General features: G+C 42.7%; 16 protein-coding genes and 1 tRNA gene. 14 read left to right on the top strand and 3 right to left on the bottom strand.

The window, feature by feature from the left end; genetic code table 11:
• The first annotated feature begins 10 nt into the window (after positions 1-10).
• A complete protein-coding gene (locus AC4CU3_RS15120) occupies positions 11-646 on the top strand; it encodes a 1-acyl-sn-glycerol-3-phosphate acyltransferase (protein WP_279043979.1) in 636 nt (211 codons plus the stop codon).
• A 23-nt stretch (positions 647-669) separates the two neighbouring features.
• Here the strand turns inward: AC4CU3_RS15120 and AC4CU3_RS15125 are convergent, their stop codons facing one another.
• The 3 genes from AC4CU3_RS15125 to AC4CU3_RS15135 form a co-directional block, all read right to left on the bottom strand.
• The gene (locus AC4CU3_RS15125) at positions 670-948 is read right to left on the bottom strand and encodes a hypothetical protein (RefSeq protein WP_279043978.1); all 279 of its coding nucleotides are present in this window, start codon (positions 946-948) and stop codon (positions 670-672) included.
• A gap of 270 nt (positions 949-1,218) precedes the next feature.
• Entirely contained in the window at positions 1,219-2,214 is a 996-nt protein-coding gene (locus tag AC4CU3_RS15130) for an ABC transporter substrate-binding protein (RefSeq protein WP_279043977.1), read from the bottom strand.
• A 3-nt stretch (positions 2,215-2,217) separates the two neighbouring features.
• Positions 2,218-2,805: an ANTAR domain-containing response regulator gene (locus tag AC4CU3_RS15135; RefSeq protein WP_004696311.1), complete on the bottom strand. Its 588-nt coding sequence runs from the start codon at positions 2,803-2,805 to the stop codon at positions 2,218-2,220.
• A gap of 612 nt (positions 2,806-3,417) precedes the next feature.
• Between AC4CU3_RS15135 and AC4CU3_RS15140 the strand changes: the two genes are divergently transcribed.
• The 13 genes from AC4CU3_RS15140 (at position 3,418) to cobT (ending at position 19,038) form a co-directional block, all read left to right on the top strand.
• A complete protein-coding gene (locus tag AC4CU3_RS15140; protein ID WP_279043975.1) occupies positions 3,418-4,767 on the top strand; it encodes an MFS transporter in 1,350 nt (449 codons plus the stop codon).
• Between the two features lie 65 nt (positions 4,768-4,832).
• Entirely contained in the window at positions 4,833-7,379 is a 2,547-nt protein-coding gene (nirB, locus tag AC4CU3_RS15145; protein WP_279043974.1) for a nitrite reductase large subunit NirB, read from the top strand.
• Between the two features lie 95 nt (positions 7,380-7,474).
• Positions 7,475-9,085 (top strand): nitrite reductase small subunit NirD, encoded by a 1,611-nt coding sequence (gene nirD, locus AC4CU3_RS15150; RefSeq protein ID WP_279043973.1) that lies wholly within the window; start codon positions 7,475-7,477, stop codon positions 9,083-9,085.
• Between the two features lie 291 nt (positions 9,086-9,376).
• Positions 9,377-12,169, top strand: coding sequence for a molybdopterin-dependent oxidoreductase (locus tag AC4CU3_RS15155; protein ID WP_279043972.1), 2,793 nt, complete (start codon positions 9,377-9,379; stop codon positions 12,167-12,169).
• Positions 12,166-12,792 (top strand): molybdenum cofactor guanylyltransferase, encoded by a 627-nt coding sequence (gene mobA / locus AC4CU3_RS15160; protein ID WP_010327078.1) that lies wholly within the window; start codon positions 12,166-12,168, stop codon positions 12,790-12,792. The genes AC4CU3_RS15155 and mobA overlap by 4 nt, the downstream gene beginning before the upstream one ends.
• A 346-nt stretch (positions 12,793-13,138) precedes the next feature.
• Positions 13,139-14,167 (top strand): GTP 3',8-cyclase MoaA, encoded by a 1,029-nt coding sequence (moaA, locus tag AC4CU3_RS15165; protein WP_279043971.1) that lies wholly within the window; start codon positions 13,139-13,141, stop codon positions 14,165-14,167.
• 1 nt (position 14,168) lies between these two features.
• Positions 14,169-14,435, top strand: a complete 267-nt coding sequence (locus AC4CU3_RS15170) for a MoaD/ThiS family protein (RefSeq protein ID WP_279043970.1) — start codon at positions 14,169-14,171, stop codon at positions 14,433-14,435.
• A 1-nt stretch (position 14,436) separates the two neighbouring features.
• On the top strand, positions 14,437-14,934 hold the full coding sequence (locus AC4CU3_RS15175) for a molybdenum cofactor biosynthesis protein MoaE (protein ID WP_279043969.1): 498 nt from the start codon (positions 14,437-14,439) through the stop codon (positions 14,932-14,934).
• 189 nt (positions 14,935-15,123) lie between these two features.
• Entirely contained in the window at positions 15,124-16,545 is a 1,422-nt protein-coding gene (gene cysS / locus AC4CU3_RS15180; RefSeq protein ID WP_490738360.1) for a cysteine--tRNA ligase, read from the top strand.
• A gap of 64 nt (positions 16,546-16,609) precedes the next feature.
• Positions 16,610-16,685: transfer RNA gene (locus AC4CU3_RS15185), tRNA-Gly, on the top strand.
• Between the two features lie 147 nt (positions 16,686-16,832).
• Positions 16,833-17,480, top strand: coding sequence for a 2'-5' RNA ligase family protein (locus tag AC4CU3_RS15190; protein ID WP_279043968.1), 648 nt, complete (start codon positions 16,833-16,835; stop codon positions 17,478-17,480).
• Positions 17,471-17,989, top strand: a complete 519-nt coding sequence (gene cobU, locus AC4CU3_RS15195) for a bifunctional adenosylcobinamide kinase/adenosylcobinamide-phosphate guanylyltransferase (RefSeq protein ID WP_279043967.1) — start codon at positions 17,471-17,473, stop codon at positions 17,987-17,989. The genes AC4CU3_RS15190 and cobU overlap by 10 nt, the downstream gene beginning before the upstream one ends.
• Positions 17,986-19,038, top strand: a complete 1,053-nt coding sequence (cobT, locus tag AC4CU3_RS15200; protein WP_279043966.1) for a nicotinate-nucleotide--dimethylbenzimidazole phosphoribosyltransferase — start codon at positions 17,986-17,988, stop codon at positions 19,036-19,038. The genes cobU and cobT overlap by 4 nt, the downstream gene beginning before the upstream one ends.
• The last annotated feature ends 1 nt before the right edge of the window (position 19,039 follow it).

Here is a 19,039-nt window from a genome sequence, read left to right on the forward strand (position 1 = left end):
GAATCCGTCAATGCGTAAGTCCTATTCACCTATGTTGATTGATTATCTCTACAATGAGCATCAAGTGGCTGTGGTCAGTATTGCTGATCATAGCCATTTTTATTTGCCACTGTGGCGCAGTGTGGTGAAAAAATTTGGTGCGGTTGATGGCATTCCAGCCTATGTGCGTGAAGCCATGAAACAAGGCTATTCCATTTTGGTTTTTCCTGGTGGCGGACGCGAAGTTCTAAAACGTGAGGGCGAACAGTATCAACTGATTTGGAAACAGCGCTACGGCTTTTTAAAGCTCGCTCAAGAATTTGGCTATGACATTGTACCCTTTGCCGCTTTGGGTGGAGATGAAGTCTTTGATATTGGTTTTGATGCTAATAAAGTTGTTCAGCACCAATATTTTCAAAAGTTGCTACAAGTGCCACAGTTAAGTCGCTTGCTGCGTAAAGGGGAGGTGATCCCATCTTTACCGAAACATTTGATTCCGAAACGCTTGCCTTTTTATTTTAAGTTTATGCCCAGACAAAGTTTGATGCATATTGAAAACCTAGAACAGTTACAGCAGTTCCGCGACTTGATTGCAGCAGAAATTTATACTGGGCTTGCAGACTTAAGAGTATTGCGTCAACAGCAGCATGGTGACCGATTTGATTGAGTATTTGCAGGCGTAAAATCTGCTTAGTCTTCCTGTAAATCTTTCAACAAATGTGCAATTTTTAAAGTATGGGTCTTATTCCCTTTGACTTCCATAACCTTATTTTCCACCCACCATAAATATTCAAAAATTTCAGTTTCACTGGCTTCTTCACAAATGAATCGGAATAAACTGGGTAAGTATTCCTCATACTCATCTTGTAGTGCAGGATTGCGATAGATACACAGGGGATCCCAGTCTTTAATCAGTATTTTGTTAATCGCATGTAATAAAGAAGCATGTCGATTTTCCTCGGTAAACATAATACACCCCGCTGTCCTTGGGTTAGTTTGACGTTTAAAAAAGAAGTTGTGATGAAGATTATTTATCTATTGTTTTCATGTTTTAAGAGATATTAGCGTGCTTTTCGCATGAGTAAATAGCACGCTCAGATAAATGGAATCGAAAGTAAAATGTCTAATAACGTGGCAGTAAAGTTAGATCGCAGATTTACTTCAAAATATTTTTCAGAATAAATGTTTCAAAATAGTGCGTAATTACGGATTAAGTAACATATAGTAATAATTTAAAAATCAAGTCTTTGTTTGAATGACGCAATTTTCACTAATACTGTGAATTTCATCACTATCTAAATTTACATCATCCCATTTTTGCATTTGCTGTGTGAGCCAAACAAAATCTGAAACTTGCGGCTGGGCTTGTTCGGGAATAAAACCACGAATAATGTTCTGAATCAGGTGATATTTTTCGACGTGAACACTTGCTGAACATGCAAAGCGAATGATGTTGTAATCGACCAAGACTTGCCAAACAGGTTCAAGATCCTGCATCTGTTTAAGTTCAACTTGTGCTTTTTGGATGGCTTGGACGAGGGCTGCAAGTGTATTGGGATTGGAGATAGCCCATTCTTGAGTCACAGCCAGTACTTTGTCTGCGACGCGAGGAATAATGTCTGAGCCAGTCGCAATAATTTGGCTATAGCCTTGAATTTCCGCTTGTGTGTTCCAAGGTTCCCCAACACAAAAACCATCGATCAATTGGTTTGAAATGGCTTCCACCATATAGGGCGGCGGTAAAGTGCGGAGATGTACGCGTTTGGCAAATTCAGGATTGGCCAACGCCAACCACTCACGTAAACAATAATGATGAATAGACTGCTTAAACACATGGGCAATCGGAAGATACTGTTCATGCTGCATAGCACTAAAGAATTTCTGTGCAGTGGTGGCTGCATCGTCAGTTTTTTTGATATCAAGCGCGTAGCATAGTTTTTGGCTTAAGCTGATAAAAGCACTGTTGTAGCTTAAGACGAGAGGGGTTTGTAGCGGAATACCGAGTTGATCTTGAGCGAGTGCGGCAGCAGGCAACATGGCAGATAAACAATGCGCGGCGTCTAGAAAACCAAAAGCCAAACGATCTCTTAAACTTGCCCAAGACGCTTCTTTGACTAAGCTCACGTCTAAGCCCACGTCCTCAAAAAAACCGCGTTGTTTAGCCCACAGTAAAGCAACACAGTCTAAAAGTGGAATATAGCCCAGATGAAGTTGTGACTTTTCGAGTTGAGCCATGACTTAGTCCTTGAGTTGAGATTGTAAAAGCTGTTGAGCATCCAACAGACGTCTTGCCATTTCACCGATGGTCATACGGTGGCTCATGGCATTTTTACGCAGCAATTGAAAGGCATCATCTTCAGATAGTCCATGTAATTGCATCAGCAAGACTTTCGCACGCTCCACATCTTTACGATCGGCGAGTTTATTTTTGGTGTCTTGTAAGTCTGTGAGCAACTTTTTGTGTTTACGAAACTGTTCGATCGAGATTTCTAAAATATTTTCTAACTTTGAAGGATCTATCCCATCCACTATATAAGCCGTCACCCCAGCATCTATGGCACTTTTAATGGTGTCTTTATGGCTATTTTTAGTAAATAAAACAGTGGGTAGGTTAAATTGACTTACACAGCTTTCAATGATGTCACGTTGCGGATGGTCCATATCTAACAAAATGACATCCGCACTTAATTGTTCAAGACGGCTAATATTGATGTGATCGATAATCAGGCAGGCAACCACATCGAAATCATGTTCGATGAGGGAACTTCGAATATATTGTGCGCGTTCTTGATTGTCATCAATCAATGCAATTTTCAGTTTAGGCATACTGTACAGTGCTCAGGAAAACCTGAAAATGAGATCTAAAAGTGTACAAGCAATTTAAATGCCAAACTTAACAAATGCCAGCTTTATCTCGGATTAGGCAGTCAATCTTTATGGTCGCGATTACAGACAAAGTATGCATGTTGCATATGTTGTGATCGGAGTTTTCATGAAAGAGTTTACGGATATGGATTCAGTAAATTGAAGTGTTGATGTTCACAGTCGATTTGTACATCTAAGGGAGAACTTCTAGATGTCGTGCTTAGAACAAAGCAATGTCGTTTATTTGAGAAAGCAGATGCTCATCGATAATGCAAAATGCACCAAGAGGTAGCAGTGTTTTAAAAAGTCGGAAAAATTAGCTGTTGTGCTTTAAAAATAAAAAGAGCTGACTATATCGAATTATAAGATTATTTTTTAAATAAATTTTTAAAAAACAATATGTTGTTATTTAATTATAAATATTGGCACACTCGTTGCATTATCCTTAATGAGTCAAAGACGACTCTAAATCAAATTTGTAAGACGGCCAACGACGTCCGTTCTGATCGCTTCTACATCCCAAGAGTTTGTGCTGTAGAAAAACTATACGCTCAGTTCAGTCTGGAGAAGGTTATGTCTTCAAATTTACATGCTAAAAAAGCAACAAAAATAAGTCTTTTCAGTTTTAACGGCGCAGCAATGAGAGCCTTCCACATGAGTTGGATCGCCTTTTTTGTCTGCTTCTTTGCTTGGTTCGCTTGTGCTCCGCTGATGCCAGTGATCGCGGGTGAATTTCATTTAACCAAAGATCAAATTGCCAATATTAATATTGCGGCCGTAGCCATCACCATTTTAGTTCGTCTTATTGTGGGGCCGCTGTGTGATAAATACGGCCCGCGTAAAACCTATACCGCACTTCTAGTACTCGGCAGCATTCCAGTCTTTGGAGTCGCGTCTGCAAATAGCTATGAATCCTTCTTGTTCTTCCGTCTATTGATTGGTGCGATTGGGGCAAGCTTTGTCATCACTCAGTATCACACCAGCATTATGTTTGCGCCAAACGTAGTCGGGACTGCAAACGCAGCGACAGCAGGCTGGGGTAATGCAGGCGGTGGTGCAACACAAGTACTCATGCCATTGATGCTCGGTGCCTTGGTGATGTTTGGTGTAGAGCAAGCGATGGGCTGGAGAATTGCACTGATCGTTCCGGGTGTCTTGATGCTGATCGTGGGTTTGATGTATTGGAAATTTACTCAAGATTGTCCACAAGGCAACTTCAAAGAACTTCGTGCAGAGGGCGTCAGTGTTGGTTCAGATAAAAAAGGTGGTGTAGCGATTCTGATGCATGCTGCGAAAAACTACCGTGTTTGGATTCTATTTGGTGCCTATGCCGCGTGTTTCGGGATCGAAATCTTTATTCACAACATTGTCGCGATGTACTACGTTGACCACTTTAGCTTTGGTTTAAAAGAAGCCGGGATGGCGGCAGGTATTTTCGGTTTACTGGCATTGTTTGCTCGTGCTCTGGGTGGCATTGTGTCAGACAAAGTTGCAACAAAAAAAGGGCTTGATGGTCGAACCAAAGTGTTATTTGGCATGATTCTGCTGGAAGGCCTTTTCCTCGTCCTATTCTCTCAAATGAATACCCCCATCTTCGCGATTCTCGCAATGACAGTCTTTGCATTGTTCACGCACATGGCATGTGGTGCAACTTATGCCTTGGTGCCTTTCATTGATCGTGATGCCTTGGGTGGTGTGGCAGGCATTATTGGCGCAGGGGGGAACGTGGGTGCAGTGGCAGCAGGTTTCCTACTCAAAGGTATGTTGGATATTCAAACCACACTGATGATTTTAGGTGGTTTAGTGGTCATCGCTGCAAGTTTTGTTCTTATGATTCGGTTCTCTGTTGAGCATAAAGAAAAGGAACAGCGCTTATTCGAACAAGCGGTACATGATCGTAGCATTGCTGAAGCGCAAAACTAAATAAAGAGATTAAACCCAAGCCTCAAGGCTCAGGCAGAACAAATGAAATATTGCGGAGAAAGAATATGAAAATCATCATGATTGGTCATGGCATGGTTGGCCACAAATTTATCGAATCAGTACTCGAACATGTGGGTGATGATGTTGAAATTACCATCTTGGCCGAAGAACCGCGCTTGGCTTATGACCGCGTACATTTAACTGAATATTTCAGTGGTAAATCGGCAAAGGATTTAACCCTTTGTCGTGCAGATTTTGCTGATGCTTATGGCATTGATCTACGTTTGAATACCAAAGCGGTTGCAATTGATCAAAGCCATAAAACGGTGACGACGAATCATGGTGATGTTCTTCGTTTTGACAAACTAATCTTGGCAACAGGTTCATATGCTTTTGTTCCGCCTATTTCGGGTAATGACCGTGAAAACTGCTTTGTCTACCGAACCATTGAAGATTTAGATGCGATTCGTGCTGCAAGTCTCAATGCGAAATCGGGTGTGGTAATTGGTGGCGGTTTATTGGGCCTAGAAGCCGCTAAGGCGCTACGGGATCTGAACTTGCAAACCCATGTGGTTGAGTTTGCACCACGTCTCATGGCGGTTCAAATTGATGACTTGGGCGGAAAGGTTCTACGTGCAAAAATTGAAAACTTAGGCGTAAAAGTTCATACCCAAAAAGCGACTTCATCAATTGAGGAAGGTACTGCAACTAAGCATGTGATGAAATTTGGTGATGGTTCTGAGCTTGAAACAGACATCATTTTGTTCTCAGCAGGTATTCGCCCACGTGATGAGTTGGCACGTCAAAGTGGTTTAGCCCTTGGGGAGCGCGGCGGGATCATGATTAATGATTATTGCCAAACGTCAAATCCAGATATTTATGCTATTGGTGAATGTGCACTGTGGCAAAACAAAATTTATGGTCTGGTGGCACCGGGCTATGACATGGCACGTATTGCAGCAAAACATGTCACTGAACAAGCTTGTGCTGAATTTGCGGGTGCAGACATGAGCACCAAGTTGAAACTGATGGGCGTTGATGTTGCTTCTGTCGGTGATGCACATGCGATGACACCGAATGCACTCAGTTATTTCTATGCCGACGAAGATACACAAGTTTATAAAAAAATCGTGGTGAACGGTGAAAAGACCAAGTTACTTGGCGCAGTTTTAGTGGGCTGTGCAAAAGAGTACAACGACTTACTACAAATGATGCTGAATGGTTTAGCTCTTCCAGAAAATCCTGAAAGCTTAATCATGCCGGGTTATGCACAAGCTTCAAGTAAATCGGGCGGTAGTGGAGTTGATTTACTGCCAGACAGTGCAACCATTTGCTCATGTAATAATGTCTCTAAAGCTGATATTTGCAGTGCAATTGCCGAGGGTTCAACATCTCTAGGTGCACTAAAAAAATGTACCAAAGCAGCTACTGCATGTGGTGGATGTGCACCATTAGTGACCCAAGTTTTAAAATCTGAATTACAACGCCAAGGCGTGACGGTCAATAATCATATCTGTGAACACTTTGCTTACTCACGTCAAGAGCTGTATCACTTGGTACGGGTTAATGAAATCAAAACTTTTGATGACCTGATTCAACAGCATGGTCATGGTTTGGGCTGTGACATTTGTAAGCCAACTGCAGCCAATATTTTAGCGTCGTGTTGGAATGACTTTGTTTTGAAACCAAGCCATGCAGGTCTACAAGACAGTAATGATTACTATCTAGGCAATATTCAAAAAGATGGTTCTTATTCTGTCGTCCCACGGATGGCAGGCGGTGAAGTGACGCCTGACGGCTTGATTGCAGTGGGGCAAATTGCTAAAGAATTTGGCTTATATACCAAGCTCACTGGTGGGCAACGTGTCGATATGTTTGGCGCGCAAATTCACCAACTTCCTGAAATTTGGGAAAAGCTCATCGCGGCGGGCTTTGAGTCAGGCCATGCTTATGGGAAATCGCTGCGTACAGTGAAGTCTTGTGTCGGCAGCACATGGTGTCGTTACGGTGTGGATGACTCGGTGGGTTTAGCTATTTTCCTAGAGAACCGCTACAAAGGACTGCGCTCACCGCACAAATTAAAAATGGCTGTTTCAGGCTGTACCCGTGAATGTGCCGAAGCACAAAGTAAAGATGTCGGTGTGATTGCCACTGAAAAAGGCTGGAATCTGTATGTCTGCGGTAATGGCGGGATGAAGCCTCGCCATGCCGAGTTATTGGCTTCAGACCTAGATACCCAAACTTTAATTAAGTATATCGACCGATTCTTTATGTTCTATGTGCAAACCGCAGACCGTTTACAACGAACTTCGGTATGGCGCGACAACATGGAAGGTGGTTTAGATTATCTCAAAGATGTGGTTGTGCATGATTCTTTAGGTCTAGCTGCTGAACTAGAACGTCGTATGAGCCATGTGGTGGGGACTTATCAAGATGAATGGCGTACGGCTGTTGAAGACCCAGAAGTACGTAAACGCTTCGTGACTTTCATCAATGCCAAAGCTGAGCAACAACAAGATCCGCATATTCAGTTTGCAGAAGTTCGTGGACAGATTCGTCCTAAAACTGAGGCTGAACGAGATCGTAGCCGTATTCCAGTGGTTGAAGCTTAACAAATTAGGGTATTCAAACTTCTTTCTTCAGTGCTCTCTTAATAGGAAAGGCAGAGGGGTTAAATGAATGGAAAAGTTTAAAAAGGATCAAGACGATGACAATTTTAAAAGAAATGAATGAGCTAGATTGGGTTGATGTCTGTGCGCTAGATGATCTAACGCCAAATACAGGCGTAGGTGCACTTATTGAACATCAGCAAATTGCTATTTTCCGTGTCGGTGCTGAAAAGCGGGTATATGCCTTGAGTAACCAAGACCCATTTAGCCAAGCTTTTGTAATGTCGCGCGGCATTATTGGTGATTTACAAGGTGAGCGTGTGGTGGCATCCCCGATTTACAAACAGCATTTTAGTTTAGCAACAGGACGCTGTTTGGAAGATAAAGATCAAAAACTGTTAGTTTTTCCAAGCAAAATTGAAAATGGTCGAGTGTGGATTAGTCCAACACCACAAAAAACCTATATCACCAACACAGGTGCATCTCAGGAAAAAATGAAGCTGGTGCTGGTTGGCAATGGCTTAGCGGGCATGCGTTGTTTGGAAGATTTACTCGACATGGCAGCAGACCGTTATGAAGTGACGGTGATTGGTGAAGAGCCTTGGGGAAACTACAACCGTATTATGTTATCGCCAGTGTTGTCAGGAGATAAAACCATTGACGACATCATGTTGCATCCACATGCATGGTATAGCGACAAAGGGATTCGTTTTATTGCGGGTGATCCTGCGGTACGTATAGACCGTCCTCGTAAGCAGGTCTATACCGAAAAAGGCGAAGTGGTCGATTATGATCGTTTAATTTTAGCGACAGGTTCGAAACCGTTTATTCCTCCAATTGCTGGAGCGGATTTGAAAGGTGTCATTAGTTTCCGAGATATCTATGATATCAACACCATGTTGGATTACTGCAAGACCAAGAAAAACGCCGTGGTAATCGGCGGTGGTTTGTTGGGACTTGAAGCTGCATATGGCCTCAAACAACGCGGGATGAATGTCACAGTTTTACATCTTATGGATCGCATTATGGAGCGCCAACTAGACAGTAAAGCCAGCCAAATGCTACGCCATAGTATTGAACAAAAGGGTATCTCCATTATCACTGAGGCCAATACTGAAGCATTGGTGGGTGTAGATGGTCATGTCACACAAATTCGCTTGAAAGACGGTACAGTCTTAGCGGCTGATCTTGTAGTTTTTGCAGTTGGTATTCGTCCGAACATGGCACTTGCACAAAGTGCAGGACTACGCTGTAACCGTGGTGTGTTGGTGAATGACACCATGCAGACTTTTGACCCAAGTATTTACGCCGTAGGCGAGTGTATTGAACATCGTAGCCAGACTTTTGGCTTGGTTGAGCCACTTTGGGGGCAGGCGTTCATTTGTGCCTCACATTTGGCGGAGCATGGCAGCTTAACGTTCAAAGCACCAACTGTTCCAACACAGTTAAAGGTAAGTGGCTGTGATGTGTTCTCAGCGGGTAATTTTGAACCGAAGGATGACTTTGAAGACATCATTTTAAATGATGAAAAACGTCAGATTTATAAACGCATTATTATTCAAAAGGATAAGGTTGTCGGTGCGGTATTGTTTGGTGATACTGAAGATGGTGTCTGGTATGCAGAACTTATTTCAGATCAAACCCCAATTTCCTCAATTCGAAATAAACTGTTATTTGGTAAAGATTTTGCATTAAAAAAAGCAGGGTAAAAACTTCCTCGTGAAAGGAGGGGGATAGATTTTCTGATAGTTAATTTGATACGCGGAAACGTCATTCACAACTTGTTTGAGGCAGAGTTACTTATGAAAATTAATGTTTCTGCGAATAAGTTGGGGTGAAGGTGGTATGGGACGAGTTTTGTGAATGACAATGGTTTTGCCTACTTTTCCCAAAAGAAAAGTAGGTCGAACCGAAGGTTAATCCTAAATCTAAACACAAAAGAAAAGACGCCGTTGTGAGTGATTCAAAATAAATGAAAGGCAAATAGGAGCGAAGCAGAAATGAATAGTATCCCTGTAATGGAACTGCATAGCTCCACAGAAAAAATGATGACAACCACACAAACCACCTGCCCATATTGTGGGGTGGGGTGTGGGGTAACAGCAACTGTTGACGAAACGGCTTTAGGGCAAAAAGTCTCTGTAGTGGGTGATGCTCAACATCCATCTAATTATGGAAAGTTGTGCATTAAAGGCAGTAATTTAGCCGACACGGTAGGTTTAGAAACGCGCGTCTTACATCCCATGTTGGGGCGTAAACTGCAACGTGAAGTAAGTTCATGGGATACCGCAACAGATTTAATCGCCAACAAATTTCAACATTATATCGATCAATATGGGCCTGAAAGTATTGCCTTTTATGTCTCTGGTCAACTGCTGACTGAAGACTATTATGTGGTCAATAAATTTGTTAAAGGCTACTTAGGTACGGCCAATATCGACACCAATTCACGGTTGTGTATGTCTTCAGCCGTTGCTGCGCATAAACGCGCTTTTGGGGAAGACTTAGTTCCAGCCAGTTATAGTGATTTTGAACATACCGATATGGTGGTTTTGGTGGGTTCAAATACCGCATGGTGTCATCCTGTGCTGTATCAACGCATCATGAAAGCCAAAGAGGAGCGAGATCTTTTTGTCGTTGTGATTGACCCTCGTTTTACTGCCACCTGTGAGGCGGCTGATTTACACTTACCGATTTTACCAGGTCAGGATGTCGCATTGTTCAATGGTCTATTACAGTATTTGGCAACCAATCATTATACCGATACCGATTTTATTGCAAAGCATACTCAAGGGCTAGAGCAAGCGCTGGCAAGCAGTGCATCTGAAGCATCCATAGCGAGTGTGAGTGAACGGACGGGGATTTCTGTTGAAAAATTAGCACTCTTTTTTGAAAAATTTGCACAAACGGAAAAAGTGATGAGCTTATTTTCAATGGGTGTGAACCAGTCTTCACGTGGGGTAGACAAAGCCAATAGCATTATCAACTGCCATTTGTTAACTGGCAAAATTGGCAAATTGGGCGCAGCGCCTTTTTCCATGACGGGTCAGCCGAATGCGATGGGCGGGCGTGAAGTGGGTGGACTTGCCAATATGTTGGCTGCCCATATGGACTTGGATAATCCACAACATCAACAATTGGTACAGCAGTTTTGGCACAGTCCAACCATTGCAAAGCAAGTGGGTTTAAAAGCCGTCGACCTTTTTGAAGCGGTCGAAGCTGAAAAAATTAAAGCCATTTGGATTATGGCGACCAATCCTGTGGTGAGTTTACCCAATGCCGATCAGGTGAAACGTGCACTAGAGAATTGTGAGTTTGTGGTGGTGTCAGACATTTGTCTAGATACCGATACCACGCAATATGCCGATGTGTTGCTGCCTGCATTAGGTTGGGGTGAAAAAGACGGCACGGTGACTAATTCTGAACGCCGTATTTCTAGACAGCGTGCTTTTTTAGACATTCCAGAACAAGCACAAGCCGATTGGTGGTCGGTTTCACAAGTGGCGAAAAAATTAGGATTTCAGGGTTTTGACTTTGAAAGTAGTCATGACATTTTCAAAGAACATGCCCAGCTCTCAGCTTATCAAAATGCAGAAATCGATTTACGTTCATCGACTGAAACATTCCGCTATTTCAATTTGGCAGGTCTGAAGAATCTTTCATTTGACGACTACCAAGAACTTGAACCGACGCAATGGCCTGTGCTCGCACCTTTGAAAAATGGCCAAACCACACCAAACATTTTTGCCCAATTATTTAAAGATGGTCAGTTTAGTCACGCAGATGGTAAAGCTAAGTTTATTGCAACAATGGCGGTTGGCGCAGTGAATCCAACCAGCAGTGAATATCCATTGGTACTGAATACGGGACGCATCCGAGATCAATGGCATACCATGACGCGTACAGGTTTATCAGCTAATTTAAGCACACATAAAGCAGAACCCTATTGTGAAATCCACCCAAATGATGCACTGAAATATGGTTTGAAAGATGGGGAACTGGTAGAGATCAAATCGGCTTGGGGAAATTGCGTACTGCGTGCCACGGTCAGTGACAATATCCGCCGGGGACAGATTTTTGCACCGATTCACTGGAGTGATCAATTTGCATCAGATGCACGGATTGGCAAAGTGGTGAATCCTGTGGTGGATGCGATTTCGGGAGAACCTGAGTTCAAACATACCCCTGTGATGATTCATCCGTTTTATACGCAATGGCAGGGCGTGTTTTATGTCAGAACGGGCTTTGAGCATTTGGTGCAACAAAGCATTGAACAAAGCGTTTGGTGGACCAAAATCAAAACGTCCAAAGCTATTCGTTATGAGCTGGCAGATCGCCGACGTTTTACGGAAACCACGGAACAACTCAAAGCTTTATTGCCTTTTGATGATGAAAGTTTTGAATGGCTCAATGTAGAAGATCAAACCGCCCATATCAGTCATAGTGTGGTGTTACAAGATGGACACCTCATTGCGAGTCTGTATATTGCACCTAAAGCGTTATTGCCAGATCGAGACTGGGTGGCAAGTCTGTTTAAGCGCGAACGCTTAAGCGCGATGCATCGGAAGGCTTTATTAGCAGGGCAAGCCATGTCAATGACTAATAGCGATGGCCCACTGGTCTGTAGCTGTTTTAAAGTTGGGAAAAATCGTATTATCGATGTCATTAAAGAAAAAAATATCACCCATGAAAAACAAGTCACTGCATGCTTAAAGGCAGGAGGCAATTGCGGTTCTTGCTTACCTGAAATTCGAGGTCTGATCAAAGCGTGTCAAACGGAGGAGGTAGAATGAAAAGAAAAATACTCAAACCCGTGAGCTACCCAGAAACTGAAGTTGTTATTTTGGCGGGTGGTCAGGCGCGCCGTATGAATGGCATTAATAAACTCTTGCAAAAATTTGATGATGAAATTCAACTTATCAAAATTCATCAGCAGTTAAAGTCACGTGCAACCAAGTTATGGGTCAACAGCCATCGGGATCATTCCATTTATGAGCGGTTGATTCCGTCGATTGGCTTTTTTGAAGATGAGGCAACAGGCTTTCAAGGGCCCTTGATGGGGATGAAAAGTGCATGGACACATGTGCAATCAGACTATGTGCTGTTCGTGCCCTGTGATGTAACTTTTATTCCGAAAAAAGTGTTTTCACGGTTACATCAAGCGATGCAACAAGATCCGAACTGTGGTGTCGTTATTGTAGAAATCAATGACCGTGCACTGTATCCGTTTTGTTTGTTAAAACGGAGCAGTTTGCCGACATTGATTCAGCACCTTGAGCAAAATCAGCGCAGTTTAAGGCAGTGTTTTGCAGATCTGCACCCACAAGTGGCACGATTTAAAAATCATGCACTGTTTTTTCATAGCATCAACTCTTTGGATGAGCTACAACAGCATCGGCAACTCAATTTTTTATGAATACCTCAGATATTGAAGAGAGGAGGTTTGTGTCGAGAGTAGAAGATGTTGCCATAAACTGATTTGACTGTTTAAATAAAAATCTATAAAAGAACCAAATAAGTATTCATGTTGATACTAAATTTATTATAAAAACAATCATTTGAAATAAATTTAGAGGGAGTCGTTATTTTATTTAGATTATAAATGTATGCAGCAGTGATCACTCATTGCGGCGGTGAACTGAAATACTCAAAATTTAGAAAGTGCACAAAGTTGGAACAGTTATTGCAAAATATACTTCAGAAAATAGGGCGTGAAATATGAACTGCACCCACATCGCTCAAAGGACGCATAGGTAAGACAGATGAACAGCATGACCCATGTATCTGCAGTTAGAGTATTCCAAGATCAGTTTGGACGTGAAAAGCGCAAACTACGAATCTCGGTGACGGATCGTTGTAATTTTAAATGCGTCTATTGCATGCCAGAACATCCCGAATGGATGAAAAAACACGACTTGCTCAGCTTTGAAGATCTTTATCGTTTTTGCAAATTTATGGTGCAGCATGGCGTTGAGCAAATTCGTATCACGGGGGGTGAACCGTTGATGCGCCAAGGTGTGGTACATTTTATCGAACAGTTACAAAGCCTAAAAAAACAGGGGTTGAAGCGTATTTCCATGACCACCAATGGTCATTATTTAAAACAATATGCCGTTGCTTTAAAGCAAGCAGGGTTAGATGATTTAAATATTAGTCTAGACAGTTTAGATGCCGAGCAATTTCAACACCTCACCAAGAAACAACTACATACAGTGTTGGAAGGCATTCAGGCTGCACAACAGCTTAGTTTTAACATCAAAATCAATACTGTGCTGATGAAGGGCATCAATGATGATCAAATTGTCCCTTTGGTGCAGTGGGCAAAGCAGCAAAAGGTAGAACTGCGTTTTATTGAGTTTATGCCTTTAGATGGCGATCAAAATTGGTCGCAAGCCGATGTCGTCACTGAACAAGAGATTTTGTCCCAACTCAGCTCGCAATTTACGGTGCAAGTGCTTGAAGGACAAGGTGCCAATCCAGCGCGTAGTTATCGGGTAGATGGTGGGAAGGTTGGGATTATCTCTACCATTAGCAACTCGTTTTGTGGGGAATGTGATCGACTGCGGTTGAATGCGCAAGGTGAGTTTTATAATTGTCTTTTTGCCAAGCAAGGCTTAAATTTAAAGTCAGACATTCAACAACTTGCCCAAATCAATCAGCATGAAGCCTTTGTTTTAGAGGGGAAACTTTCAACTTATGTTTGGCATAAAGAGCAAGGCTTTCATGCTATTCAAAAACAGCAATTGCATCAACCTGTGCGAAAAATCAGTATGCATATGATTGGAGGTTAGGATGACTCAGGAATTAAACAACGTGATTAGAGTGAAGATCGAAGCTTTTGGTGCGATTGAACGGCAGTTACCCCCCAATTTAATGCTGCAATGTGAGCCTGATTCATCAGTTGCAGCGGTATTAAAGGATGTCGTTGCTCAATACCCAGCTGTCCACACATTATTGGAGCGCTGTGCCTGTGCAATGGGTGAAGACATTATTCCAAGGCAGACTATTTTAAGTCGAGATTGTACTTTGGTATTGTTGTCCCCTGTGGCAGGAGGTTGATATGGAATTAAAACAATTTCCGCGGATTCAAACAGTGGTTTTTAGTCAAAATGACTTTGATGGCATCCAACATTTTCCTGAGTGTGGTGGCATTGGCATATTCATTGGCACAGTGCGGAATCACCATCAAGGTAAAGCTGTAAAAGCATTGAAATATACCGCTTATGCACCTGTCGCTGAAAAAATGATTCGTCAAATTGAACAAGAAATCCAATTAAAATATGGCGTGTCTTATGTTCGGGTGGTGCATCGTATTGGTGCTTTAGATATTGGTGATACTGCCATTATTGCGATGGCTTACGCTGCGCACCGTCGTGAAGCCTTTCAAGCTTGTGAAGAAGCGGTGGAACGGGTGAAACATGAAGTTCCTGTGTGGAAAGAGGAGTTTTATGCGGATGGTACCAGTCAGTATGTCGAGGGCTGTTGTATTCGAACAGATCATGAAGCGCCAAAACCTCATAGTCATGAGCATTGCGAGCATGTACATGTTCATCCCTAGTAAATGCATCATGCAATGCCAATATTTACCGGTAACCCGTTTAAGATTTGGATAATGGAAATTTGGAAATAGTTGCGTATAAATGAAAAGCGGCGAGATAATTGAAAGAAAAATCTTCTGAAAACTTTATGAAAAATAATGCTTAGGTTAAGATGATCCATTCTTATATTTGAAGTCTTTTGAATCGCTATGCAACCATTTGTTCTATATAACTCAGAGCAACGCAAAAAAGTAGAATTCGTACCTCGTGTTGAGGGGCATATTGATATGTATGTTTGCGGTATGACGGTGTATGACTACTGTCATATTGGACATGCGCGCGTGATGGTTGCATTTGACTATATTATTCGCTTCCTGCGTAGCCAAGGTTGGAGCGTTAAATATGTACGTAACATTACCGACATTGACGACAAAATCATTAAACGTGCCAATGAAAATGGCGAGTCGATTACGCAGCTGACAGACCGCTTTATTCAAGCGATGAATGAAGATGCTGAAAATCTAGGCTGTTTACATCCAGACGAAGCACCGCGTGCAACGGACTATATTGATCAAATGCAAAGCATGATTGGTAATTTGGTTGAAAAGGGTACAGCTTATCCATCTGCCAATGGTGATGTGTATTTCCAAGTGGAAAAATTCGCCAAGTATGGTCGTCTTTCGGGTCGTAAACTGGAAGATATGCAGGCGGGTGCATCTGAACGTGTCGATGTTGAAGTTGAGAAAAAACATCCCTTTGACTTTGTACTTTGGAAACATGCCAAAGAAAAAGAACCTGCATGGGCTTCGCCGTGGGGCAAAGGTCGTCCGGGCTGGCATATTGAATGTTCTGCGATGTCGACTTGCTGCCTAGGGAACCATTTTGACATTCATGGTGGTGGTTCAGACTTGATGTTCCCGCACCATGAAAATGAAATTGCACAGTCTGAGGCTTCAACTGGCGAGCAGTATGTCAACTACTGGATGCATGTCGGTTTCATCAACGTTGATGGCGAGAAAATGTCGAAGTCATTGGGCAATTTCTTTACCATTCGTGATGTGATGGATAAGTTCCATCCTGAAGTGATTCGCTACTTCATTGTGTCATCACACTATCGTAGCCCTGTGAACTTCTCTGATGTTGCCTTAAAAGAAGCAAAAACAGCACTGTCACGTTTCTATCATTCATTCAAAGCTTATCAACAAGCCTATGGTGATACGCAAGTCGATACCTTAGATGAAACATTGCTTGAGCGTTTCAATAGTGCCATGCGTGATGACTTCAATACCGCTGAAGCCATTGCGGTATTGTTTGAAGTGAACAAAGAATTGAACCGTGCCGTGAAAGAGCAACAAGCGGAACAAGCGGCGATTTACTATGCAACTTTGCGTCATTTAACCAATATTCTAGGTTTGGTTCAGCACAATGTTGAAGAATTCCTGAAGTCTGATATTGGGCAAGAGGCTTTGGCTTTGTCTGAAGAGCAAATTGAAGATTTGATTCAACAACGTCAAGATGCGAAAAAAGCCAAAGAATTTGCCAAAGCGGATGAAATTCGTCAGTCCTTGTTAGATCAAGGTGTGGTTTTGGAAGACACTCGCCAAGGGACAATCTGGCGTCGTGCTGATTAATTCAGCAATTGCATTATAGAGTGTTGACAGTTTGATGAAACTCTCTATAATGCACATCCATATTGCGGGAATAGCTCAGTTGGTAGAGCACAACCTTGCCAAGGTTGGGGTCGCGAGTTCGAGTCTCGTTTCCCGCTCCAAAATTTAAAAAGCCTCAAGTTTAACTTGGGGTTTTTTTATGCCTGTAATTTGAGTGTGTTGAAAATAATTCATTTAAATGTGAAATTATCTCGGCATTTCAGCCCATAATTTTGACAAAAATATGCTTAAATTATTCATCTTCATTTGTGAATAAAATTGTGTTTCTTCAACCCCATAGCACTGTAGTACCGACCGAAGCTCGAGACTATCCTGAATGGCATTTGGGACGAGAACGCTATGCACTTTGGTATATTGAAGTGGATGATCCTGTTTTGATCAGCTATTTAACAAAGCTTCGTGAGCAGTTCTCAGATTTGCTTTATCAACCAAATCAACGGCAGTTTCATATCACTTTATTTGTTGCAGGTTTTTGGGTAGAACAGGCAACACAGTCGGATGACTTTAGTCGAGTGCAACTGAATCAGCAGCTTGAACGCCTTAAAAATTTAAAACTAGAATCTTTTCAGTTACAAATGGGTGAATTAAATAGTTTTGAAAGTGCCTTATTTTTAAAAGTGGCTGATACTGAAGGCTTTTTGGATCAAATTAGAAAAACATTGCTGCATACCTCGCAGGAAGTTGCGGCATTAAGTTATTGCCCACATATTACATTAGGTCTATACCGTGAAGCGGTGAGTAGTGATCATGTATTGGCACGGATGGCTGAAATTGAAGCTATCAACTCTAGCTTAAATGTCTCAAAGCTCACGTTTGGTTTTTATCAGTCCCATGTCCTACAAGGGCCATTGTTTTCACGTACACAAATTGAGTTGGAGAATGCGCAATGCAACTGATTTTAGGTGGTGCACGTTCGGGGAAAAGCCGCTTGGCGGAGCAGATTGCCCAACAGTTGGCGCAGCCTGTGGTTTATGTGGCAACTGCACAAGCCTTGGATGCAGAGATGCAAGTGCGTATTCAACACCATCAGCAACAACGACCCGAAGATTGGGGGCTGTGTGAAGAACCCACTTATCTTGCCGAGCAGTTGGTCAAATTAGACCGTCCAAACCAAACTATTTTGGTTGATTGCCTGACCTTATGGATGAGTAATTTACTGATGCATGCTGACCCAGATTTGCAAGTTCAAGAATGCCAGAAGTTGTTAGATGTTGTCGGAAATTTACAGTCCGAGCTGATTTTAGTGAGTAATGAAACAGGCCTAGGTGTGGTTCCAATGGGACAAATCAGCCGTCGCTTTGTTGATGAAGCAGGGCGATTGCATCAGCAGTTAGGTCAAATTGCAACAAAAGTGGTGTTCTGCGTAGCAGGATTTCCAATGATTTTAAAAGGAGAGCAAGTGTGAGTTGGTGGTTAGAAGCATGTCAAAGTCCGAGTGAGTCTGTATTGGCTCAAGCCCTAGCACGCCAGTCACAGTTGACCAAACCGACAGGCTCGTTGTCGGAGCTTGAATCGGTTGCAGTGACTTTAGCTAGTTTGCAAAATACTGTAAAACCCAAGATAGACCGCCCATGGATTACAATTTTTGCAGGTGATCATGGAGTGATGGAAGAAAATATTTCTGCCTACCCACAAGCGGTGACACGTCAAATGTTGCAGAACTTCGCAACTGGCGGGGCATGTATTAGTGTGATTGCCAAAGAGTATCAAGCCAAGTTACAAGTCATCGACTGTGGTTCAGTCGGTGAGGCGTATGAATATGTCGGGGTTGAACGCCACTGCATCCGTGCTGGGACGGCGAACTTTGCTCAAACTCCAGCCATGACTGAGGCTGAATGTGAAGCTGCTTTTGCTTTGGGGCAAAAAAGTGTGGAAGATGCCATCGCTTATGGGGCAGATATCTATGTCGCGGGTGAGATGGGCATTGGAAATACCTGTTCAGCCTCAGCCGTGGCTTGTTTTTTATTGGCTGAACCCGCTGAAAAGCTCACGGGTGTTGGAACAGGTATCCGTACTGAACAATTGATACATAAAAAACAGGTGATTGACCAAGCACTTTCACTGCATGCGCAATATGTCGGGAATGATCCGTTTAAAGCCTTATGTGCGGTGGGTGGGCTTGAAATTGCAGCCATGACAGCCGCGTATATTCGCTGTGCGCAATTGGGGCTGCCAATGGTGGTAGATGGGTTTATCAGTACTGTTTCGGCATTGCTCGCAGTACGTTTAAATCCAGACGTTCGCGCTTGGATGCTTTTTGGGCATCAGTCGGCTGAATATGGTCATGTACGTTTATTAGAAGAACTTAAAGCAATGCCTTTATTGAAGTTGAATCTGCGTTTAGGTGAAGGCAGTGGAGCAGGAGCTGCACTTGGGCTGATCAAACTCGCCTGTCACTTACACAATGAGATGGCAACATTTGCTGAAGCAGCCGTGATTGGTGAGAAAGTTTAAG

This window comes from Acinetobacter sp. 802_lipA, from assembly GCF_058242885.1.

Coding starts and splice junctions, on each gene's coding strand:
- AC4CU3_RS15120 (WP_279043979.1), top strand. CDS start 11: ATGCGTAAGTCCTATTCACCTATGTTGATTGATTATCTCTACAATGAG.
- AC4CU3_RS15125 (WP_279043978.1), bottom strand. CDS start 948: ATGTTTACCGAGGAAAATCGACATGCTTCTTTATTACATGCGATTAAC.
- AC4CU3_RS15130 (WP_279043977.1), bottom strand. CDS start 2,214: ATGGCTCAACTCGAAAAGTCACAACTTCATCTGGGCTATATTCCACTT.
- AC4CU3_RS15135 (WP_004696311.1), bottom strand. CDS start 2,805: ATGCCTAAACTGAAAATTGCATTGATTGATGACAATCAAGAACGCGCA.
- AC4CU3_RS15140 (WP_279043975.1), top strand. CDS start 3,418: ATGTCTTCAAATTTACATGCTAAAAAAGCAACAAAAATAAGTCTTTTC.
- nirB (WP_279043974.1), top strand. CDS start 4,833: ATGAAAATCATCATGATTGGTCATGGCATGGTTGGCCACAAATTTATC.
- nirD (WP_279043973.1), top strand. CDS start 7,475: ATGACAATTTTAAAAGAAATGAATGAGCTAGATTGGGTTGATGTCTGT.
- AC4CU3_RS15155 (WP_279043972.1), top strand. CDS start 9,377: ATGAATAGTATCCCTGTAATGGAACTGCATAGCTCCACAGAAAAAATG.
- mobA (WP_010327078.1), top strand. CDS start 12,166: ATGAAAAGAAAAATACTCAAACCCGTGAGCTACCCAGAAACTGAAGTT.
- moaA (WP_279043971.1), top strand. CDS start 13,139: ATGAACAGCATGACCCATGTATCTGCAGTTAGAGTATTCCAAGATCAG.
- AC4CU3_RS15170 (WP_279043970.1), top strand. CDS start 14,169: ATGACTCAGGAATTAAACAACGTGATTAGAGTGAAGATCGAAGCTTTT.
- AC4CU3_RS15175 (WP_279043969.1), top strand. CDS start 14,437: ATGGAATTAAAACAATTTCCGCGGATTCAAACAGTGGTTTTTAGTCAA.
- cysS (WP_490738360.1), top strand. CDS start 15,124: ATGCAACCATTTGTTCTATATAACTCAGAGCAACGCAAAAAAGTAGAA.
- cobU (WP_279043967.1), top strand. CDS start 17,471: ATGCAACTGATTTTAGGTGGTGCACGTTCGGGGAAAAGCCGCTTGGCG.